At 43.3% G+C, this 23,156-nt stretch carries 17 protein-coding genes; 10 read left to right on the forward strand and 7 right to left on the reverse strand.

The window, feature by feature from the left end:
• Window positions 1–337 precede the first annotated feature (337 nt).
• The 5 genes from proV (at window position 338) to ACRQQK_RS04520 (ending at window position 5,864) form a co-directional block, all read left to right on the forward strand.
• A complete protein-coding gene (gene proV, locus ACRQQK_RS04500) occupies window positions 338–1,525 on the forward strand; it encodes a glycine betaine/L-proline ABC transporter ATP-binding protein ProV (RefSeq protein WP_457510236.1) in 1,188 nt (395 codons plus the stop codon).
• Between the two features lie 2 nt (window positions 1,526–1,527).
• Window positions 1,528–2,646 carry a glycine betaine/L-proline ABC transporter permease ProW gene (gene proW, locus ACRQQK_RS04505; protein WP_457510237.1) on the forward strand — a complete coding sequence of 373 codons (1,119 nt, stop codon included), beginning with the start codon at window positions 1,528–1,530 and terminating at the stop codon, window positions 2,644–2,646.
• Complete coding sequence (gene proX / locus ACRQQK_RS04510; protein WP_457510238.1) at window positions 2,643–3,650, forward strand: glycine betaine/L-proline ABC transporter substrate-binding protein ProX; 1,008 nt, start codon at window positions 2,643–2,645, stop codon at window positions 3,648–3,650. The genes proW and proX overlap by 4 nt, the downstream gene beginning before the upstream one ends.
• A gap of 113 nt (window positions 3,651–3,763) precedes the next feature.
• Window positions 3,764–4,246: a MarR family winged helix-turn-helix transcriptional regulator gene (locus ACRQQK_RS04515; protein WP_457510239.1), complete on the forward strand. Its 483-nt coding sequence runs from the start codon at window positions 3,764–3,766 to the stop codon at window positions 4,244–4,246.
• A gap of 268 nt (window positions 4,247–4,514) precedes the next feature.
• Window positions 4,515–5,864 (forward strand): magnesium transporter, encoded by a 1,350-nt coding sequence (locus ACRQQK_RS04520; RefSeq protein ID WP_457510240.1) that lies wholly within the window; start codon window positions 4,515–4,517, stop codon window positions 5,862–5,864.
• A 101-nt stretch (window positions 5,865–5,965) separates the two neighbouring features.
• Here the strand turns inward: ACRQQK_RS04520 and ACRQQK_RS04525 are convergent, their stop codons facing one another.
• The 3 genes from ACRQQK_RS04525 to ACRQQK_RS04535 form a co-directional block, all read right to left on the reverse strand.
• On the reverse strand, window positions 5,966–7,396 hold the full coding sequence (locus tag ACRQQK_RS04525) for a PepSY-associated TM helix domain-containing protein (protein ID WP_457510241.1): 1,431 nt from the start codon (window positions 7,394–7,396) through the stop codon (window positions 5,966–5,968).
• Window positions 7,397–7,661: 265 nt separating this feature from the next.
• A complete protein-coding gene (locus ACRQQK_RS04530) occupies window positions 7,662–8,048 on the reverse strand; it encodes a cytochrome b562 (protein ID WP_457510242.1) in 387 nt (128 codons plus the stop codon).
• A 55-nt stretch (window positions 8,049–8,103) separates the two neighbouring features.
• Complete coding sequence (locus tag ACRQQK_RS04535) at window positions 8,104–8,853, reverse strand: PHP domain-containing protein (RefSeq protein ID WP_457510243.1); 750 nt, start codon at window positions 8,851–8,853, stop codon at window positions 8,104–8,106.
• A 274-nt stretch (window positions 8,854–9,127) separates the two neighbouring features.
• Between ACRQQK_RS04535 and ACRQQK_RS04540 the strand changes: the two genes are divergently transcribed.
• The 4 genes from ACRQQK_RS04540 (at window position 9,128) to gnd (ending at window position 16,037) form a co-directional block, all read left to right on the forward strand.
• The gene (locus ACRQQK_RS04540; protein ID WP_457510244.1) at window positions 9,128–12,001 is read left to right on the forward strand and encodes an HD domain-containing phosphohydrolase; all 2,874 of its coding nucleotides are present in this window, start codon (window positions 9,128–9,130) and stop codon (window positions 11,999–12,001) included.
• A 358-nt stretch (window positions 12,002–12,359) separates the two neighbouring features.
• Window positions 12,360–13,862, forward strand: coding sequence for a glucose-6-phosphate dehydrogenase (gene zwf / locus ACRQQK_RS04545; protein WP_457510245.1), 1,503 nt, complete (start codon window positions 12,360–12,362; stop codon window positions 13,860–13,862).
• Window positions 13,859–14,575: a 6-phosphogluconolactonase gene (gene pgl, locus ACRQQK_RS04550; RefSeq protein ID WP_457510246.1), complete on the forward strand. Its 717-nt coding sequence runs from the start codon at window positions 13,859–13,861 to the stop codon at window positions 14,573–14,575. Before zwf ends, pgl begins: the two co-directional genes overlap by 4 nt.
• A gap of 13 nt (window positions 14,576–14,588) precedes the next feature.
• Window positions 14,589–16,037, forward strand: a complete 1,449-nt coding sequence (gene gnd, locus ACRQQK_RS04555) for a decarboxylating NADP(+)-dependent phosphogluconate dehydrogenase (protein ID WP_457510247.1) — start codon at window positions 14,589–14,591, stop codon at window positions 16,035–16,037.
• A gap of 65 nt (window positions 16,038–16,102) precedes the next feature.
• Here the strand turns inward: gnd and ACRQQK_RS04560 are convergent, their stop codons facing one another.
• The 4 genes from ACRQQK_RS04560 to ACRQQK_RS04575 all read right to left on the reverse strand — a co-directional run bounded on the left by ACRQQK_RS04560 (window position 16,103) and on the right by ACRQQK_RS04575 (window position 21,567).
• Window positions 16,103–16,408: a hypothetical protein gene (locus tag ACRQQK_RS04560; protein ID WP_457510248.1), complete on the reverse strand. Its 306-nt coding sequence runs from the start codon at window positions 16,406–16,408 to the stop codon at window positions 16,103–16,105.
• Between the two features lie 169 nt (window positions 16,409–16,577).
• On the reverse strand, window positions 16,578–18,320 hold the full coding sequence (locus ACRQQK_RS04565) for a methyl-accepting chemotaxis protein (RefSeq protein ID WP_457510249.1): 1,743 nt from the start codon (window positions 18,318–18,320) through the stop codon (window positions 16,578–16,580).
• A gap of 439 nt (window positions 18,321–18,759) precedes the next feature.
• Complete coding sequence (locus tag ACRQQK_RS04570) at window positions 18,760–20,502, reverse strand: methyl-accepting chemotaxis protein (protein ID WP_457510250.1); 1,743 nt, start codon at window positions 20,500–20,502, stop codon at window positions 18,760–18,762.
• Window positions 20,503–20,721: 219 nt separating this feature from the next.
• Complete coding sequence (locus ACRQQK_RS04575; protein WP_457510251.1) at window positions 20,722–21,567, reverse strand: DUF6279 family lipoprotein; 846 nt, start codon at window positions 21,565–21,567, stop codon at window positions 20,722–20,724.
• Window positions 21,568–21,915: 348 nt separating this feature from the next.
• On the opposite strand from ACRQQK_RS04575, the gene ACRQQK_RS04580 reads away from it, so the two are divergent.
• On the forward strand, window positions 21,916–22,998 hold the full coding sequence (locus ACRQQK_RS04580; protein ID WP_457510252.1) for an ABC transporter substrate-binding protein: 1,083 nt from the start codon (window positions 21,916–21,918) through the stop codon (window positions 22,996–22,998).
• The last annotated feature ends 158 nt before the right edge of the window (window positions 22,999–23,156 follow it).

Consider the following 23,156-nt stretch of genomic DNA (forward strand, 5'->3'; position numbering starts at 1 on the left):
AGATGTTAGTAAAAAAAACGCAAAAATGTTGTTTCAAAAAACAACCATTTCAACGACTCCCACCGAAATATCCCGCTAGAAAAGTCCAGAGAATTTCCATTCTTTCTTGTTCTTATCTGCTGAGACTTTCAAAATTAATTTTCACACAAAACATTCCTACTCAAATTAATTTGAAATTTTTATAATTACAAATATTCATTTAATATCAATAATATAAGCGCACCACTTACATAAACAACATCAGTAACACCTTGTAATTATCAAATTTATTCATTAGTGTACTAATAATTATTTTGATATGTCACGTCAAAACCGTACAGCAACAAGGATGAAAAACATGTCTACCATGCTGGAAGTCAAAAACCTCTATAAAGTATTTGGCGAAACACCGAGTGAAGCTTTCCCCCTGATAGAAAAAGGGTTAAGTAAAGATGAGATTTTTGAACAGACAGGACTTACCGTGGGGGTAAAAGATGTCTCTCTCACAGTCAATGAAGGCGAAATCTTCGTCATAATGGGTTTGTCAGGCTCAGGAAAATCAACATTAGTTCGATTGCTTAATCGCTTGATAGAGCCAACAAAGGGCAACGTCCTGATTAAAGGTAAGGATATAGCCCACATCTCAGAACAAGACCTAAGATTAGTTCGTCGTCAAAACATCTCTATGGTTTTTCAAAACTTCGCATTGATGCCTCATATGACGGTGTTGGAAAACGCGGCTTTTGGGCTTGAACTTGCAGGTATTGATGAAGCGACTAGACACAAGAGCGCAAAAAAAGCATTAGAACGTGTTGGGCTAGATGCCTATTGCGAGTCTTTTCCTGATGAATTATCAGGTGGTATGAAACAGCGCGTTGGTCTTGCCCGAGCACTAACCAATGACCCTGACATACTCTTGATGGATGAAGCATTCTCAGCACTTGACCCATTGATAAGAGCTGAAATGCAGGATGAGCTTATTCGTCTGCAAAACGATGACAAACGAACCATTGTTTTTATCTCCCACGACTTAGACGAAGCAATGCGTATAGGTGATCGTATCGCCATTATGCAAGACGGTGTGGTTGTTCAGGTGGGAACCCCTGATGAGATTCTACACAATCCTGCCAATGACTATGTCAGTTCGTTCTTCCGTGGAGTGAATGTCGCGTCGGTCTTCAGTGCCAAAGACATTGCACGTAAAAAGCCTGCAGCGGTATTTAAAAAACACGATAACGACGGACCGGCTGCAGCACTGCAACTACTCATGGATCACGACCGCGACTTTGGCATCGTCGTTGATAGGACCAACAAATTCAGCGGTATTGTTTCAATTCACAGTTTGAATGAAGCGAAGAAGGAACATCGTTCTCTCAGCAGTGCCCTGCTTTCTGACACTATCACCATTCATCCAGACGTTTCCGTCGGCGAACTCATCAGTCAAGTGGCAGAAGTACCTTATGCGGTACCCGTCGTCGACGAACAAGGACAGTATTTTGGTGTTATTACCAAATCTCGCTTACTTCAAACTTTAGACAGGGAATAAACATGGCTACAGACAATGTTTCTAGCGCTCCGGAAACAGCCGACCCGTGGGGAGCAGCGACACAATCAGCAACAGACGCAGCAAGCAGTGACCCTTGGTCAACGGCTACAAATGCGACCACAGCAGGCAATGATTGGCTCAATGCTGCGCAGACACAACCCGATTCATTTGACTGGATGCACCCGTTTAAGGACGCCATTATCCCATTTGATAACTGGGTTGAAACGGCACTTAATTGGCTTGTGACACATGGACGCCCGTTATTTCAAGCGGTCAGAGTACCAATTGATTTCATTTTGAGTTCATTCGAAGGTGCGCTGGTTAATACTCCAGCTCCTATAATGCTGCTAATTCTATTTCTATTGGCATGGCAGTTTGCTGGTCCTCGTTTAGGCATAAGCTCCTTCTTCTCTTTGTTGGTGATCGGATTTATCGGGGCGTGGGATGAAGCAATGGTCACGCTGGCCTTGGTAATGACATCCGTCTTTTTCTGTCTGTTGATTGGTTTACCAATGGGGATTTGGCTTGCCCGGAGTAATACCGCAGCAAAAATAGTACGACCAATTTTGGACGCAATGCAAACCACACCAGCATTCGTCTATCTAGTACCGATTGTAATGTTATTTGGTATTGGTAATGTGCCGGGCGTCGTCGTGACGATTATCTTCGCCCTGCCCCCTATTGTTCGTTTAACCATATTGGGCATCCAACAAGTGCCTGAAGAACTAATTGAAGCAGGACACGCATTTGGTGCAAGCCCTAAACAAATGCTTTATCGCATCCAACTACCATTAGCGATGCCAACCATTATGGCAGGTATCAACCAGACACTTATGTTATCGCTTTCTATGGTGGTGATTGCCTCGATGATCGCCGTCGGTGGACTAGGACAAATGGTACTACGCGGTATCGGACGATTAGATATGGGACTGGCTGCAGTTGGTGGCTTAGGTATTGTGATACTCGCCATTCTACTGGATCGAATTACGCAGAAAGTGGGTAGCGAGAGCAACGATACAAAAACTCGCTGGTATCAGAAAGGTCCTGCGTCCTTTGTATACCGCATCAAACGGAAACTCACACATACCGAAGGAAACAAAAAACTAGGAGAACAGAAATGAAATTAGCATGGAAGACTTTGTTAACCAGCAGTATTGCAATGAGTTCAATTGTGAGCGCATCCGCATACGCGGCGTCTTTACCTGGTGAAGGTATTTCAGTCCAACCAGTACAGTCGACAGTAGCGGAAGAAACATTCCAAACCTTAATTGTAAACAAAGCCTTGGAAGCACTCGGATACGACGTTAAAGCGACCAAAGAAGTGGACTATAACGTTGGTTACACCTCTATTGCGGAAGGTGACGCTACTTACTTGGCCGTAAACTGGGCGCCACTACATGATGACAAATTTAAAGCTTCTGGCGGCTACGACAAGTTCTATCGTAAAGGTGAGTATATTTCAGGTGCTGCTCAAGGCTATTTGATTGACAAGAAAACCGCCGAAAAATACAACATCACCAATATTGAACAGTTGAAAGACCCTAAAATTGCCAAGCTATTTGATGCCAATAATGATGGAAAAGCTGACCTAACAGGCTGTAACCCAGGCTGGGGCTGTGAAAGTGTCATTGAGCACCAAATCGATGCATTCGGTCTAAGAGACACCATCACGCATAACCAAGGCAACTACGCCGCGATCATTGCTGATACCATCTCTCGCTACAAAAAAGGCGATTCCATTTTGTATTACACATGGACGCCATACTGGGTAAGTGGTGTATTGGTTCCTGGTAAAGATGTGGTATGGCTAGAAGTACCTTTCTCTTCACTGCCAGGCGATCGTTCAAACGTCGATACGGCTTTACCAAATGGTAAAAACTACGGCTTCGAAATGAACTCAATGAAGATCGTCGCAAACAAGAAATTTGCTGAACAAAACCCAGCAGCAGCGAAATTGTTTGAAATCATGAAGCTGAACATCAACGACGTCAGTGCTGAAAACATGATGATGAGCCAAGGCCATAACTCGGCGAAAGACATCGAAGCACACGCGAATGGTTGGATCAAAGCGAACCAAAAAACATTCGACTCATGGATTGAGACAGCTAAAAAAGCCGCTATGTAATGTAGTTCTATGAAGATGAAGCTCTGAGAAAATAGAGTTATCTGATTCTATTCGTCTGCGGGGTTACTGTCATTCAGTAACCCCTTTTCTAAAACACGGCTTAGGAGGTTTACTTGAGTACCCACGATGAAGTGTTGATATCGATAAGGCAAATTGTTCGCGCAATAGATCTGCATTCAAAGCAATTGAATAAGAATTTTGGCTTAACCAGCCCTCAATTACTGTTGATGCGAACTATTCAATCATCGCCAAAAATGACGCTCCGACAACTCTCGGTCAACAGCAATATGAGCCAAGCAACAGCTACCAGTATTCTTGACCGTCTCGAAAAACGTGGCTTTATAAAGAGAGAACGCGACACTAAAGACAAACGTAAAGTGCATGCGGTTATTACAACCGAAGGTGAGAATGTTTTAGAACAAGCTCCGCAACTGCTACAAGATAATTTCATTGAGCAATTTCAAGCACTGGATCAATGGGAGCAAACGCAGATTCTGTCATCTCTCCAACGTGTTTCTCGCATGATGAATACTCCGGATATTTCACCCGAAGATCTGATACTTGCTATTGATCCAGAGGGTATCCATTTTTCTTAACATTGAAGAAAAGGGAGCTGCTTGCTAGTTTTTTGTAACATATTCACCTTTTAGCCCATTTTTTAAGCACTTACACAAAACTATATACCGAACGCCTCTCGAAAATACCCATGCATTTAAAAAGAATTATGGTAAGTTAACCACGCTAGGAGCATGGCGCGATATTCAAACATATTTATAAATACAAAAGCCCACCCTAACAATACGTTGCCAACTTTACCTCGGCATCAATAATATATTTACAACCTTGGCTAATCGGAGTTACACGTTGAGCGAATATCAAGACTTAGCACAACACATTGAAATGCTGGCGAAAGCAGATGATGACCAGCAGCAAATTAGCCTTCTAAATGAACTGGTCGAAAACGTTCTAGATTCAGGCTCCATCGCACTTATTCTTGAAGCATTCCCCGTTGATCAACGTGTTCGAATGTGGCGTAGTCTGCCACTGGAAATGCACATTGATGTATTGACAGAAATGCGTGCGGATGTACGTGTTTCCGTTATTAAGAGCCTTTCTGACACAGAACTAAAACTCACACTTGCCAAGCTGGATAACTTATCTCTTATCGAGTGGGAAGATTCACTTCCTGACGATATCGTTACCGAAGCTCTGCGTTTAATAAGCCGCGACGAACTTGAACTCTATGACCAAGCAAACGAGTTTGGTGATGATGAGATTGGTCACTGGGCGGATAGAAAAGTCTACACCCTGCCATTTAGCATTACCGTTGCTCGTGCAAAAATGCTGTTGGATAAGTACCACTATGAGTCGCCACAGTATATTTTTCTGATCAACAAAAAGAAGAAGTTCATTGGTATCGTCACTTATACCGACATTCTACTTGCTGACAGCGCGGAAAGAATAAAGACCCTCGTATTAGAAGATACTTCCGTGATCAATGCGCACTTAACGCTTGCCGAAGGTGTAGAAGCTCTAGAGCACGCAACACAGTCACTTGTTCCAGTAGTCAAAGATGACGGTACTTTAGTGGGTATCATCGACTGGCAGTTTGCTCTGGGCACTCAACGCGAAATTTACGAAGCTCGATTGATGGCGGGTACAGGTATGGACGAAGGTGATGACCTCTTCGCCCCTATTGTTCGAAGCTCAAAGCGACGCGGCGTTTGGTTAGGCATTAACTTAATCACGGCCATTTTTGCGTCGATTACGATTGGTTTGTTTGAAGATGTTATCTCTGAAGTAGTAGCACTGGCAGTGCTGATGCCGATTGTCGCGTCTATGGGTGGTATTGCAGGAAGCCAGACTCTCACTCTGATGGTTCGCGCTATGGCGCTCAATCAGATTACTGTTGGTAACCGTCTTGCCTTACTCAAAAATGAAGTAGGAATCGGCTCAATCAACGGCTTATTATGGGCGCTTATCATTGGTGCAATTGCTGCGTTGTGGTTCCAGTCACCTCTGATTGGCGGCACCATTGCGTTGGCTATTGTGGTGAACATAATTACAGCTGCCTTTTTCGGCGTACTTATTCCAATCATTCTCGACAAGTTTGAATTAGATCCTGCACTGGCAGGCTCAGTGATATTAACCACGGTCACTGACGTGGTTGGCTTCTTTGCTTTCTTAGGCACCGCAAGCCTTGTAATGCTGTAGTTAAACAACCGGTAAGATGAAAAAAGGTCAGAACACTCTGACCTTTTTTATTCATCCATTTTCCGCTGAATATTTTAACTTGATTGCAAAGCTAGTTCACTTTAACGCAAAGCTAAACGCAGCTTTTCTACCCTGCTGAACAACAGCCAATCCAACATCAATGTGATGACGATAGTGATTCCACCCAAAGGGAAAAGGACGGCCAGTAAAATCAGCGTCACCAAACCTGTCTTCCAAATACCTGACGTAGCAAACCGAGGCGGTACACCTAAAGATGCTCTACCTGACGGCCTGCGAATCCACCACATCGCAATGCCTGTCAGGGCTATAGTAATAAACGCCAGACAAAAGAACACATTTAAGCCTTTATTTAAGCTACTTAAATCTCCTTGGTGCAATGACACACCAGCGGCCATCGCTTTGGCATACAGAGTGTAGTCAGCCCAAGTGACATCCACCAGCAGATTCCCCGTGTATTGGTCGAAATGAGATGTGCGATCATTTCGCGGGTCTGTGATATCGCCAGCCATAGTATTAGCGGCAACCGTGTATACCCCTTTCTCTCCATTGGGAAAATAAACACGGTAATGAGTAAAACCGAGCTGTTCTGCTTTAGCGATAATTTTATCCACGCTGATAGAACCGTGAGCCATTTCGGGCATATCCATATCCATTGCAGAGTGATCATGGGCAACCGTAGACTCTGGCATTACTGCTTGCTCAAGGTTCCAAGGCATCTCTTCTTCAGCGCCATGATTAAGACTGGCGTGGGTCAATGTCGATTGCGGTTTTTCTCCCCACGTGTAGTAAGTCGGGAAGGTGTTCCATGCTTGAACTAAGGTTTTACCCCAAATACCTGTCCATGAAAGACCTGAGACGAGAAAGAACAGCAGCACAATTGAAAGCACGCCACCAAGGTTAGCGTGTAAGTCACGCATAAACACTCTCATGCCTTGAGTTATTCTCAGCTTGAGGAATCCGGCTTTAGAGGCATTGTCACGTGGCCACCACAAGTACAAGCCTGTCACTAGCAGAAGCAAACCCAAGCTGGCTGCGACTTCAATTAAATAGTCCCCTAAGTCACCCATCAATAAGGTGGCATGAATCTCATTGGCGAGCGAATACCAACTTTCGCTTCTATCAATAGTACCGAGGACTTGTCCAGTATATGGGTCTACCATTGCGAAAAGATTGATTCCATCCGGTGTGCGTACCGAAACTTTATTCGCCAAATCATCAGCCTGCGAGGGAATAAATTGAGTAACGACATAATTGGGGTAACGTTGCTGCACCGCTGCAACTTGTACCGATACCGCCAATTCATGATGTTGTGGGGTTACGACTAATAAATCGTGATAGCGGGCTTGTTCAATTTCGTCATCGAACAACATCACTAAACCGGTCAGAGACAAAATCAGAATAAATGGGATAACAAAAAGACCAGCGTAAAAATGCCAGCGCCAAGTCATAAAATAGAGTGATTTTGCCCGAGAAGTCGCTTTGGGCTGAGGAGGTGTTGAGTTTCTCAACATGAGCTTTCCTTTTTGTGTAACGCACCCAGATAAAGTGCCTGAAGAGTAACTTTTATTGATTATTAGAATGATTCTTTTATGGGCGCATACTATACCAGCCACAGTAAGAAATAACATCGATAATACATATCATTTACAATGCAGTTTCTTGTAAAACAGCTATCTTACTCTTCTTTCACAAGGCTTCTTGGACACAAAAAAGGTAGCCATTTGGCTACCTTCGATATTCTCATTTGATGCTGTTGAGCATACTAATCTGTGGCTATTAGCCAAACAAACGCTGCCAAATACTTGGATTACGTTTGTCATGGTACTCCTCACGAAGACCATCGATTTGTTTCAATGACTCTTTTGCCGCCTCAAACTGACCTGCTTGTAGTTCAGTTTCAATCTTCTCTAGAGTAACAGTCAGCTTGTTGAAGCCTTCAAGATAGATGTCTTTTTTCTCAGGTGGATAATCCCCCTGCTTTGCTTGCTCAACCAGTTGATTTAAATCGATTATTGGTTGCTGCATCTCTTCAATAGTCTGAGCCTGCGCAGCTTGTTTGAATGTTTGTTTCATCTGCTTCATTGTCGCTTTGAGATCAAAGTCAGCAGCAAACAGTTGAGTTGACAGCAACAACCCTAGGCCAATGAATAATAGTTTTTTCATTTACTTTCTCTTCCGTGTTCGCCTTACTTTTTACAGTAAGCCAGAATCATTATTGTTATTTATACCAGTCCGCAAACTCTTCTATTGGCTCTCTTCCTCGAAGCGCCAAAAAGTTTAGGAACTGCTGTGCACTATGAGTAATTACTTGCTTGGAATCAATACCAACATTGTTAAGAAGTTGTTCTGCCTTCGTCAGCACACCGACATCTTGGCAAAAATGAGCATCACTACCTGTTGTTATCCAAGCGCCTAACCGCTTTGCAACTTCCGCAATTTGATAGCAACGATCGACGCTGCCTACTCGACTATGACCTTTCAAAGTGCTGTTATTGATTTCGATAGCAACGTTTTGTTCAACGGCACAAGCAATCACAGCTTCAAAATCAAAATCATAATTTGGATTACCTAAGTGACCTAAAGCGTCAACACGTCCGCCTTTGATAACATTGAGCAGTGCCTGAGTATGATCTTCTTTACTAGAAGGTCTAAAAACCGCTTCATGAAAACTGGCGATCACCCAATCCAACTTTTCATCTAAGGTAGGATGAATATCCACTTCGCCTTCAACGTTCATAATGTTGGATTCAATACCGCGAATAATTGCCACCCCTTCTAGAAAACGCGGAACAACACGTTGGTTGGCAAAGAACCAGTAATGAGGCGCTCCAGGCATAGTTTCAGCGTGGTCAGTCATACAAAACATGGCGAGATTATTCTGCTTTGCCAATTTGGCATTTTCAATCAGGGTACTGTATGCGTGACCGCTAGCGTAAGTGTGGGTATGGGTATCTACTTCGAGTTTCATTTTTCTTTCCTTACATCACGATATACGCAGTGTATCAGCCCCTCTATGAACTACAACCGTACACGCAACTAAAACTAGATGAATATCAGTCCACACCTGATTCCAAGCCAGATTGAAGGTCATTTCACTTTGAGCTTCGGGCTGGAGATGACAAACAATAATCTTAATAAGTTAATGATTTTGTGAAATTTTCAATAACTATTTTTACGGATATTTTTTGCAACTTTTCTAAGTTCGACAATACTTATACAACCATTTGTTGAAGGGATTCTGCATGAAGCGCCGCTACTCACTCAGTATTCACATCAGTACTCTTTTTTTCATATTAACGGCTATTGTAGGAGCGGTACTGATTAGCATCAGCTCTCAACATGCAAAGCAATTACTCAGTGGCAGCGCTCAAGAGTTGAGCCAAGAAAACAGCCGCAAACTAGAATCAACTTTTCAAAAAAGCATTGCTCCTATTTTGTCCACCTTGGATTTTATGGCTTACAGCAGTTTCATCGATGATAACGAACCACCCTCAGAACGAGCTCGTTGGCTTTCCTCAATGCGCTTGTTGTTCGAGCGTCAAACGAGCTTAGTCGCCCTCTACTTCGCTAATGAGGAGGGCGATTTCACCATTGTTCGTCCGTTATTTGACAGCCAATCCAGACAACGGGTTAACGCGCCGGACACCGCTCGTTTGTTTATTAACTACACCAAAATGGATGGCACCAACGACTACATTTTCTTTGATCAAGACCTCATGCGGGTAGGTCATGTAGCTCAACAAGCCAGTCAGTTCGATCCACGAACACGCCCTTGGTACACATCTGCGGCACAAGACGATGTTATTCGTTTAACCGAACCTTATGTCTTCTATCTGTTTCAAACACCAGGCGTCACACTGTCACGTCGATCTGCGGACGGCAGCAAGGTTGTGGGTGCAGACTTTACGCTTGACTCGCTTTCACAAGAACTATCGAATATCGGTTTTTCACAAAACGCTAAGCTTGCACTTTTTGACCACCAGTTTCGAGTCTTAGCTCAGCACAACACATCCTTAAGTCTGACTGATGATGATAACTCAACTCAGAAAAAGCTAAATAACAGTATATTTGCTCCAGTTGCAAACCGAGTCAGCAGCTCAACCTTGTATGAGTCTATTGAGCTTGAGGGGAAATCATGGTCTGTTACTCTGACTCCTGTCGCTTTAAGTCCTAGTATTCATTTGCTTCTTGCCGATGCCACACCACAGGATGATCTGATTGCCAGCTTACTTTCAATGCGAACCAAGCAAGTGCAAGCGGCGATAGCATTGATGGTTATCTGCTTTGCCGCAGTATGGATTATCTCTGCTCGCCTCGCGAAACCATTAGTGAACTTAATGGAGCTGACAGACAACATTACCCGCTTCGAATTCAAGAAGACTCGCTATCCTAAAAGTGTGATTAGGGAGGTGGCGAACCTCACCAAATCAATAGAGCTGATGGAACACACGTTACACGACTTGCTAAGGCTTCTTCGTGATACCGCATCGAATCAGGATTTTGGTGTGTTAGCAAAAACCATCACACATCAGAGTTATCTTGTCACACGCGCCGAGACGATTCAGCTTTACACCTACTCTCCTGAAAAAGAAACTTTCACCAACGTCGCAGACCACGCCATCATTCCATTTAAAATCGACCTGAACTCGTTGATCACTGGAACGCCGTGGTTAATGGCGGAACTCAATAAAGGTGAAACGGTTCATTTAACCCGAAGCGACAATATTTTGAAGAAGCATCAGGATTATCTGTACAACTCAGATATCTATTTCTTCCCGCTGCTTAACCGTCAAAAACAGCTAGTCGGCGTTTTGAATTTGGGTTACGAGCGCGCTATTACCTCAGAGCAATATGACAAGCACGCCTTCTTGCGTGAGCTTTTAAGCTTTGCCGAAATTGCCAAAGACAACATAGACAAGATTCAACAACAAAAAGACATGTTGAATGCCTTCGTTACCCTTATCGCATCGGCTATCGATACCAAATCTCCGTACACGGGAGGTCATTGCCAACGTGTCCCTGCGCTGACCAAAATGCTGGCAGAAGTCGCAGACAAAGATACGCACTACTACCGTAATTTCTCGATGAGTAAACCGCTGTGGGAAGAGCTCAATCTGGCGGCTTGGCTACACGATTGCGGTAAAGTAACCACACCTGAATACGTAGTGGACAAAGCGACAAAACTCGAAACCATTTATGACCGAATACATGAAGTTCGTATGCGTTTTGAATTACTGAAAACACAGGCAGAAGCGGATTATTGGCAAGGCATCGCTCTGGGTGGCGATGAAAACCAGCTTAAAGCGACTTTGACTCAGACTCAGCACTCATTGGATGAAGACTTTGCTTTCGTTGCTAAATGCAACATCGGCGGTGAATACATGTCTGATGAAGACGTTGCTCGATTAGAGACAATAGCGCAGAAACAGTGGAAACGAACCCTTGATGATCAGTTGGGTATTTCTTGGATTGAGGCACAACGAGCTGGTGAAAAACAACCATTGCCAGTAATGGAAAACCTCATCGCCGACAAGCAAGTTCACCAAGTAAAATGGGAAGCTAACAACAATCCGAAAAACACATGGCAGGAACCTTTTGTTCTTCAACCTGGAGAATACCAATACAACCGTGGCGAGTTGTACAACCTCTCAATTCGCGGTGGCACATTAAATAGCGAAGAACGTTTTATGATTAATGACCACATAGTGCAAACCATCACCATGTTGCAACGTTTACCCTACCCTGAACATCTCAAGAATGTTCCTGACATTGCAGGTGGTCATCATGAACGTATGGACGGTAAAGGTTATCCAAGAGGCTTACACGAGGAAGAACTTTCTGTTCAGGCAAGAGTCATGGCTATCGCAGACGTATTTGAAGCCTTAACCTCCAATGACAGACCTTACAAACAGGCAAAAACCATTGATGAGTCAATCTCGATCATGACCAAAATGGCAACCTCAGGACACATCGATCCGAAACTTTATCTGCTCTTCCTAGAACAGGATGTGTACCAGAAATACGCCGACATGTTCTTGGAAAAATTCCAGCACAGTGACATCGACAAAGAAGAACACATCAAAACTGTGAAAGCGTATATGAAACAGCAATTCTAAACCGGTTAATAGAGTCACATATTCTGGCTCTATTACCGACAAAAAATGAATTTATGGTTACATATCGAACAAAAGTTATTCGATTGCGCGATCAATAGTTGATGTGTGTCAAATTGTCGTAGACAATACCGACCTCGCGTTGGTTTGAAGTCACATTTTGATACCAAATCAGCCATGTCCCGATGTCCAATGTAAAATAATGACATTGAGTACAAAGGGCGTTTCGGTTTTTCTAATTACAGAAATAGACAAAACCAATTACTTATTTGTGCATTGCGCTGCTAGGGTAAGCCATTGCTAAATATACCCAAACAACTCCATTGGTTTTTGGGCACACCTAGTTTCTAAGGGAAAGAAGATGTTAATACCTGAAAACAGCAGCATCGTGATATTTGGTGCTTCGGGCGATTTAACCTACCGCAAGTTGATTCCTGCTTTATACCACCTATTTGCAAGCAACCAACTGCCAAAATCCTTTGCAATCTTAGGCGTAAGTCGTACTGAATACAGTGACGACTCTTACCGAGAAAAATTGAAACGCTCGCTTCAAGAATTAGAGAAAACCGAACCTGAGATTCTTGATGCTTTTTGTGAATACATTCACTATCAAGCCATCAATACATCGGATGTCGAAGATTATGTAAAACTGAAGGACCGTTTAGACTCACTTTCAGACCAATACGCATTTGAAGAACGTAATACCCTGTTCTATCTTGCTACTCCTCCTAGCCTTTATGGTGTGATCCCTTCTTGCCTTGCTGCCCATGGCTTAAACGATGAAAAAGACGGTTGGAAACGCCTGATCATCGAGAAACCATTCGGTTACGATTTAAAATCAGCACAAGAACTGGATATTGAGATTCACCACCATTTCAAAGAACACCAAATCTACCGTATTGACCACTATCTAGGTAAAGAAACTGTTCAAAACCTACTTGTGTTCCGCTTTGCAAACGGTATGTTTGAGCCACTTTGGAACCGTAACTTTATTGATTACGTTGAAATCACAGGTGCTGAATTCCTAGGTGTAGAAGAGCGCGGAGGTTATTACGACGGCTCTGGCGCAGTACGTGATATGTTCCAAAACCACTTGCTACAAGTATTAGCAATGATCGGCATGGAGCCACCTGCAGCTATCAACGCGGATTCTATCCGTAATGAAGTAAACAAGGTTCTGCAAAGCCTTCAGCCACTGTCTGAAGATGACTTACGTAACAACCTAGTACTTGGTCAATACACGGAATCAGAAGTGCGCGGTAAGTTTCTACCGGGTTACCGTAACGAACCGGGTGTTGCAGAAGATTCGCGTACAGAAACGTATGTCGCACTGAAAATGTTTATCAACAACTGGCGTTGGAATGGCATTCCTTTCTACGTGCGCAGCGGTAAACGCCTACCGACTCGCGTGACTGAAGTAGTGATTCACTTTAAACGCACCCCTCACCCAGTATTTGGTCAAAATGCGCCTGAGAACAAACTGATCATCCGCATTCAACCAGACGAAGGCATCCTGATGAGCTTCGGCCTGAAAGAGCCGGGCGCAGGCTTCAAAGCGAAAGAAGTTTCAATGAACTTCCATTACGCATCTTTAGAAGAAACTAAGATGCTGACTGCCTACGAGCGCTTATTGCTAGACGCACTGAACGGTGACGCAACGCTGTTTGCTCGTACCGATGCAGTAGAAGCTTGTTGGAAGTTCGTTCAGCCAATTCTGGATTTCAAACAAGACCCACAATCCCTATACGGATACGCATGTGGTACTTGGGGGCCGAAAGAGTCTGATGACCTTCTCAATAATGACGGAAGAGCATGGCGTTTCCCATGCAAAAACCTTACTGACACGGATTACTGCGAACTATGATCAATTCAAAGATTTTTCAGACAGCTGAGCAGGTTGTTGAGTCGTTAGCCAACGAAATGCAACGCTACAGTGAACAAGGCACACCAGTGCACATTTCACTGTCTGGCGGTAGCACTCCTAAAATGCTGTTTAAGCTATTAGCGAATGCACCTTATGCAGACGCTATTCAATGGCAAAACCTTCACTTCTGGTGGGGTGATGAGCGTTGTGTGGCACCGGATGATGCAGAGAGCAACTACGGTGAAGCAAATACGCTGCTATTTAGCCAAGTAAACCTACCTGCAGAGAACATCCACCGTATTCGTGGTGAAGATGATCCACAAGCAGAAGCAGAACGTTTTGCAAAAGAGATGGCTGATGTTGTTCCATGTGAAAACGGCACCCCTGTTTTCGATTGGATTCTGCTTGGTGTTGGTGCTGACGGCCACACTGCGTCGCTATTTCCAAATGTAACCAACTACGATGATCCGAACCTTTCTTTGGTTGCGACTCATCCTGAATCTGGTCAACTTCGCATTTCAAAAACAGCGAAAGTTCTGGAAGCAGCAAAACGTATTAGTTACCTCGTTCTTGGTGCAGGTAAAACCGAGATCGTCAATGAAATTCACACTACTCCAGCCGCTGACCTGCCTTATCCAGCAGCTAAAGTTCAGTCAAAGACTGGCGAAACCGAGTGGTATTTAGATTTAGACGCAGCAGCAAAGATTGCGTGAAGGAGAGAAACAAATGAAAGGTGATATCGGTGTAATCGGCCTAGCGGTTATGGGTCAAAACCTGATCCTAAACATGAACGACCACGGCTTCAAAGTAGTTGCTCACAACCGTACTGCGTCAAAAGTTGACGAGTTCCTAGAAGGTCCAGCGAAAGGCACTAACATCATTGGTGCTTACTCTCTAGAAGAGCTAGTAGAGAAACTAGAAACTCCTCGCAAAGTGATGCTTATGGTTCGTGCGGGTTCAGTAGTTGACGCATTCATCGATCAACTAGTACCGCTGCTAGACAAAGGCGACATCATTATTGATGGCGGTAACACTAACTACCCAGATACAAACCGTCGCGTTGCTGCGCTACGTGAAAAAGGTATCTACTTCATTGGTACTGGTGTTTCTGGTGGTGAAGAAGGCGCACGCTTCGGACCTTCAATCATGCCTGGTGGTGCTCCTGAAGCTTGGGAAGCGGTTAAGCCAATCTTCCAAGGTATTTCTGCAAAAACTGACGCTGGCGAGCCATGCTGTGACTGGGTTGGTAACGACGGTGCGGGTCACTTCGTTAAAATGGTTCACAACGGTATCGAATACGGCGACATGCAGCTGATCACTGAAGCTTACCAGTTCATGAAAGATGGTCTTGGTATGTCTGCAGACGAGATGCAAGCTGTATTTGCAGAATGGGACAAGACTGAACTAAACAGCTACCTAGTAGAAATCACAGCTGACATCCTTGGCTACAAAGATGAAGACGGTGAGCCACTTGTAGAGAAAATTCTAGATACTGCTGGCCAAAAAGGTACCGGTAAATGGACAGGTATCAACGCGCTAGACCTAGGCATTCCTCTAACTCTAATCTCTGAGTCTGTATTCTCTCGTTGTCTATCTGCACTGAAAGACCAACGTGTTGAAGCTGAAAAACTGTTTGGTAAAACTATCACTCCAGTTGAAGGCGACAAACAAGAGTGGGTTGATGCACTTCGTCAAGCTCTGCTTGCTTCTAAGATCATCTCTTACGCTCAAGGCTTCATGCTAATGCGCGAAGCATCAAACGAGAATGGTTGGGATCTAAACTACGGTAACGTAGCGCTAATGTGGCGTGGTGGTTGTATCATCCGCAGCGCATTCCTAGGTAACATCCGTGATGCATTCGAGAAGAACCCAGAACTAGCATTCCTAGGCTCTGACGAGTACTTCAAGAACATTCTACAAAGCAGCCTAGTAGCATGGCGTAAAGTGGCTTCTAAATCTCTAGAAGCCGGTATCCCAATGCCATGTATGACTTCAGCTCTAACCTTCCTAGACGGTTACACAACGGCTCGTCTACCAGCGAACCTGCTGCAAGCTCAACGTGACTACTTTGGTGCTCACACTTACGAGCGTACAGACCGTGCACGTGGTGAATTCTTCCACACAAACTGGACTGGTACAGGCGGCAACACTGCGTCTACTACTTACGACGTTTAAGCGTTATAAGTGACTGAACAGAAAAGGGATGCTTGATGCATCCCTTTTGTTTTTCTGAAGTTGATTTAGTGCTTATGTTTATGGAATGAAGCCTCTTCAACAGACTTTTTCTTGTAGTGGCCTTTACCCGGATGTTTTCCATGTACAGGGTGGCTGCGATAATGCTCTTCTTCAACTACTTTGACGACCTTAACCACTTTCACTGTTTCCACTTTCCTGTTGCGACAATCTCCCGTTTTTATTGAGACATCTTTGTTTGCAACAGAGACACAACCTAATTCTATGTCTACCCGTGAATCCGACGCCCGAGCGTGAGTTGTCATTAATGTACCTAGCAGTACAAGTGGTGCAATTATCCCATAACGTTTCATATTGGTTCCTTTTGAGCTGATTCGTCACCAATTTAAACGTGTGTTAACAACTCACTCAATATGACCAGAACAACACTGACAATCATATTACCTACCCTATACATGGTATTGAAAAGCGCACAAAAAAAGAGCACCTATTGGTGCTCTCGATGACATTTGAAACAAATGATTAATGAACTTTAAACTGTCCCACAACCTGCGACAGATCACTCGACGTACCACCCAGTTCACGACTGATATTGTCGGTTTCTGCAGCACTATCATTCAACTGACCAATCAGAGCCTGAATAGCAGCCATATTGCGGCTGACTTCTTCCGTCACATGGCTTTGCTGCTCAGCAGAGGTTGCCATTAATGTGTTCAAATCGTTAATTTCTACCACGGACGTGGTCACAGTATTTAATGACTCCATAACCTTGTGAGTGCTTTGCGATGTTGCTTCACAGCTCTTACGTGTGGTTTCCATCTTGTTCACAACATTTTCGGATGTGTTATTGAGCTTAGACAGCATTTCATTAATCTGCCCTGTGCTCTGCTGCGTACGGGCTGCCAGTGCTCGAACTTCGTCAGCTACCACGGCAAAACCACGACCTTGTTCCCCAGCACGCGCTGCTTCGATTGCTGCATTCAACGCCAATAAGTTTGTTTGTTCTGCAATATCACCAATCACCTGAAGTACCGAACCTATTTGCTTAGTATCTTGGTTCATGGCGCTGATGGTATTCGACATTTCAGCTACATCCGATTCTAATTCCGTCACGCTTTGTACCGCTTGATTGACCGTTTTCTTAGAATCGTTCGCATATGAGTTAGTAAGTTCGGTGAGCTTGGCTGCGTCTGCTGCACTTTGTGCAATCGAACCAGCTGTCGCACTCATTTCGTCAATCGCGGTAATCACCTGCTCTGTCTCAATGGTATGTGCATTTAACATCTGCATATTAGATTCGGACTGGTTACTGAGGTGATTAACCGCAGAATCAATTTTCTCAGAAGAGTTGGATACTTCGATAAACATTCCCTGAAGCTGTTCAATGAAACGGTTAATAGACGTCGAAATCTGACCAATTTCATCATTAGAAGTAACACTTAAGCGCTGAGTTAAGTCACCATTCCCTTGCGAGAGATCGGCCACCAGTTCTTTAAGACGCAACAACGGTTTAAATGCGTAATGCAGCATTGTGATGCTTAAACCAATAATGATCACTGCACAAATAAGTAGTGCCATGGTGATCTTCCAGTTCAAACTGTCGGTATTGGCTTGAATATTATCAAGGTCAATATAGCCATTAAGTGCCCAAGTCTGACCGCCAATATCAAATTTGCGTTCAACTGGTATCAGGTTCTCGCCAGCTTTATCAGAGAAAATCGTAATGTTGTTCGCTGAAATCAGTTCCATGTAGCTGCCTGAAAGAGAGTAAGCTTCTAGAATTGGCTTCAATCCACTCAAACTTAGCGTGAAAAAGTTGGATGAACCATCAAGATGTTTAATGGATATATTTAATGTAGGCTGGCCATCAACAATAATGACTTCACTCACGGTTGGTTCAGAAGTAAGGCTCTCTGCCATAGTGATGTACTTTTGTGTCTCATCTTGCTCTAGCACTCTGCCCGTATCATCAAACGCATAGCTACTTGCTAGTCTAACAATATGAGTGAAACCCGCCGACTCTTTTGTCGTGCCGATGTCCATCATGTTGAACTTAAGGCTTTTCGCCAAACTGATCTTGTCGCGTAGCTCACCTTCCAGAGTTCTGTTTACTAACTCGATGTTATGTTCAATTTTTTCTATATCTGATTGATAGATATAGGAACTGATAAAGTGGTTTACACTGAGAAACGAAACAAAAATAGTGATAGCGATTATGGCAACTATTAGCGATATAATTTTGTTTTTAAAGGAAAAACTCTTCATTATTCTTCGCGTCCTTCACAAAGTTTTTAGCCTACTGACCCCGATAAAATCAGTGAGCAAATGGTGAATAGAGTGTTAGTTATTATGCGGGTTCTCAGTTAACTGCTTTATAGCTAGAGCTTGATATCGGCTACCAAGCTGATTTTTCACTCTTTAACACAACAGTTCGAAGTAGGATTATTCCTACAACTTTACTAAGCCACGTTTATTATTCGGCACATTGTATCCAAACTTAATATGAAACAATGAGTATTAGTTCAAAATTGAGACAACATCGTTCGGTAAATGAGACCTCGGTCATATTTTATTAGAATACAGTCGCACTTTATCTAACACATCGTTTCATTTTTTATAGATTTATTTTTCAGAGTCATATTTCCTACAAAAAAAAGAGCACCGTCTGGTGCTCTTTTTCAGTCATCTTCGGAAACGGCTATTTTCAGTGAACTTTGAACTGAGTGACGACGTCAGACAGATCTGTCGATGTTCCTCTAAGTTCCTGACTGATGGTGTTTGTTTGTGAAGCACTGTTATTAAGCTGACCGATTAACTCCTGAATTGTCGCCATATTACGACTGACTTCTTCTGTCACATGGCTTTGCTGCTCAGCAGAGGTCGCCATTAATGTGTTTAGATCGTTAATCTCCACTACGGATGTTGTCACAGTATTTAATGACTCCATCACCTTGTGAGTGCTTTGCGATGTTGCTTCACAGCTCTTACGCGTTGTTTCCATCTTTGTGACTACATTTTCTGACGTGCTATTGAGCTTAGACAGCATTTCATTGATCTGCCCTGTGCTTTGCTGCGTGCGAGCCGCCAGTGCACGAACTTCGTCAGCAACTACGGCAAAACCTCGACCTTGCTCGCCAGCACGCGCCGCTTCAATCGCTGCATTCAATGCCAACAGGTTAGTCTGTTCTGCGATATCACCAATCACCTGAAGTACCGAACCAATTTGCTTGGTATCTTGATTCATGGCACTGATGGTGTTCGACATCTCAGACACATCCGCTTCCAATGCTGTCACGCTTTGCACTGCTTGGTTTACGGTTTGTTTAGACTCGTCTGCGTAAGCGTTGGTCAACTCAGTAAGCTTGGCGGCGTCTGCGGCACTCTGTGCAATTGAATTGGCAGTTGCGCTCATTTCGTCAATCGCTGTGATCACCTGCTCTGTCTCAATAGTATGAGCATTTAACATCTGCATATTTGATTGAGACTGACTACTAAGATGACTCACCGCAGTATCGATTTTGGACGATGAGCTGGAGACTTCAATAAACATCCCCTGAAGCTGTTCTATGAAGCGGTTAATAGAAGTTGATATCTCACCGATTTCATCTTTCGATGTAACACTTAAGCGTTGAGTTAAATCACCATTACCCTGCGAAAGATCAGCAACCAACTCTTTTAAACGCAATAGAGGTTTGAAGGCAAAATTCAACATTGGCACACTCAAACAGATAATAATTGCAGCTGAGATCAACAACGCCAGAGTGATATCCCAGTTGAGACTGTCTGTATTGTTCTGGATATTGTCTAGATCGATATAGCCATTCAACGACCAATTTTGACCATCAATTGTGAATTGTTTTGAAACTGGAATAACGTTGTCACTAGATTTATCAGAGAAAATGGTGATTTGGTTTGCCGATATCAGTTCCATATAGCTGCCCGGCAATGAATAAGCTTCGATAACGTCTTTCAGATTGCTGATGTCGAGAGTAAAGAAGTTGGCCGAACCATCGTATTTTTTGAGTGAGATGCGAACCGTTGGTTTTCCATCCACCATTTCCACGCCGCTCATGGTCGGCTCTTCCGTCAACTGTTCAGCTAGTTTCAAATATGTTTCCGTTTGCTCATCATCAAGCGAGTTAGCAGTATCATCGAAAGCATAGCCATTCGTTACCAACACAATGCTCGCAAAGCCTGTCGACTCTTTGGTGTCTGCGATATCCATCATGCTGAAATTGAGACTTTTCGTCAGTGTTAACTTTTCTTGCAGTGCTCGCTCTAGTTGCGCAGTAACCAAATCAATATTGTGTTTGATTCTGGCCGTGTCTGACTCATAGATGTAGCCACTGATAAAGTGGTTTACGCTCATATATGACACAAAAATTGTCACAGTAATAATGCTAGCAATCAGCGCTATAATTTTGTTCTTAAAAGAAAAGTTTTTCATGTATATCTGTATCCCTACTACAAAATGACTAGCATTGTTCTAAATAATCAACGGATTAGGATTTATATGCGCTAGACAAAGTTTACCTGTTGTTACATTTGCCCGACGATTGTAACACCAATTGAGAATATTAATTAATAATGTTCTCAACTCATAGCCTAAGTAAATATAACCATCTATCCCTCCCCTTATGTGAGCGCTTAAATGGGGAGTGCTAAGTCAGAATCTGGCCGAATAGAGTTCGTCGGCTAAACTTCGCCATTCATAAATGGTCTCTCTGAAATGTTCGATCTGCTTTGGTGTAGAAAGATGAACGATACTGAGTATGTATTCGTTTGATGTCTGTTCGTTGTAGTTGAGCTTTGCTTTGAGCACAGGACTGTAGGACTCTTCTTGGGAAAAGAGAAGTTTCTGCAATCGCTGATTGAATTCAGTTTGATTATGGCGTTGATTCAACAGTGATTGAATTTCGTTTCGTTGCGTCTTTTGAAACGCTATCCAGTCATAGGTCGTTATTTGTAGAGCTTTCGCCCATTGTCCTGCTAATTTTTCTTGGTCAGCAGTTAGAGAACCTAACCACTGTTCCATACGATCAATAATTCGTTCTTCATACTTGGCTCTGCTTTCACTTTCATTCAAATCCGCATACTTATCGGCGTATTTTTGATGCCGCTTTTCTAACCCCTGCATAAATTCATCCACCTGTTTGTCTGACAAATCGGTGGCTATTGGAAAAATACTCGGAAAGATTTGCGTCACTAAACGCTGATAATGTGCATACATCCACTCTCTATGCTGTTGAAGCTCATCCAGAGAGAGAGTTTTAGGATTAAGTTCAAGCAGCTGATCAAACTGCACAATATAGTTATTTAGCTCTTCGCTTTGATGCCATTGGCTGAGTGCATCAATTTGCGTTTTCACCAAACTTTCCTGCTGGTCTGTCAAAGTCACATAATCATCTAGGTACTCAAGAATAAACCAGTCGATATTATGGTAAACAAACTTGGTACTGCACCCTGCAATGAGTAGTACCGACATCAATAGCAGCGTTATCCTTTTCTTCATAATCAGGTCCCTAGTCGTCCTTTCTGCCGCCAAGACTCTTTTATAAACATCACCTCTAAAACATAGCTGTTCTACAAGCAGATGCGAAGATGTACGCCGCAACATGACGTTTTCTTATTGAGTGGTTGAACGTTCACATCGCCGTATGAAAACCATAGAGCTTAACTCAATAGCTTGATTTTTAAACTCTCACCCGAAAAGAGTCATTTACAGAGACATTTTACTCGTAAAATAAATGATAATAGTTTGCATATGCATTTACTTTGGAAATATAATCACCCTCTCGCTAAAAATGCGAACTCGATTCATCACCATCTTTTCAACAAGGACAAAAGTAGGTTCCAATAAATGATTCAGAAACTGTTTAGCCTTTCTACTTTGCTGTTTGCTTCTTACAGCTTTGCACAAACAACCACAATTACGGACGTGCTTGATCGTGAAGTAACCTTCGATGCGCCAGCAAAACGCGTTATCGTTGGCTTCTATCCAGAAGATTACATGGCCATTGGTACGGAAGCTGCGTATGACAACGTTGTGGGTATGTCGAAATACATTTGGCAAGCGCGCCCAGCAAACTGGGAAATGAACGTTAAACACCGTCCTTCACTAGATAATATTGCTGGTATTGGCCGTGTTGATACCAACACTTTTTCAGTAGAGAAAGTCATTAGCCTGAATCCTGATCTCATCATGTTGGCTGACTGGCAATATAAAGGCTTAGGCAGTGATATCGAGCGCCTTGAAAGTGCAGGGATTCCAATTGTTGTTGTAGATTACAACGCTCAAACTCTAGATCGTCACATCAAAAGTACTGAGATCATTGGTGTAATCACCGGTCAAGAAGCACGTGCAACGAAAATTGCGAATGAATACAAGCAGAACATCGAAATGATCGCTGCACGTTTAGAAAAAGCAAACCTTCCTAAGCCAAAAATTTATACTGAATACGGTGCCGCAGGCGTAAGCGAAATTGGTTATACCTTTGGTAAAAATATGTGGGGTGCAATCGCTACAGTAGCGGGAGGTGACAACATCTCAGCACCGTATGTTGAATGGTGGGGCAAGTTAAACCCTGAGCAAATTATCGCAGCAAACCCTGATGTAATTGTTATGACTGGCTATGAAACTGGCACAGGCAATGATTCAATGGTGATGGGACAAGGCGTTCAAGAGTCTGTCGCGAAAGAACGTTTAGAAGGCTTTAAAAAACGCCTTGGCTGGTCTTCAATTAACGCGGTTAAAAATAACCGTATGTATGCAGCCTACCACGGTGCATGTCGTACCATTCTTGATGGTGCAATGATTCAGTTCTACGCAAAAGCAATGTACCCAGAACTGTTCGCAGACTTGAACCCAAACCAAGCCTACTTGGACTTCTACAAGAACTACCTACCAGTGGTACCTAAAGGTACGTTTGTTACTCAACTATAAACAATTTTAGTCACCGACTCTGAGAGTCGGTGTTATCCATGCAAAAAGGCCAGAACAGATGTTCTGGCCTTTTCATATCTCACTGACCCGTCCTAAATAAGGTTGACACTTTTCCAGTAACCAATTGGAGAATGTCATGAAATCAATAGGTAAACGTA

Source organism: Vibrio sp. C8, from assembly GCF_054051265.1.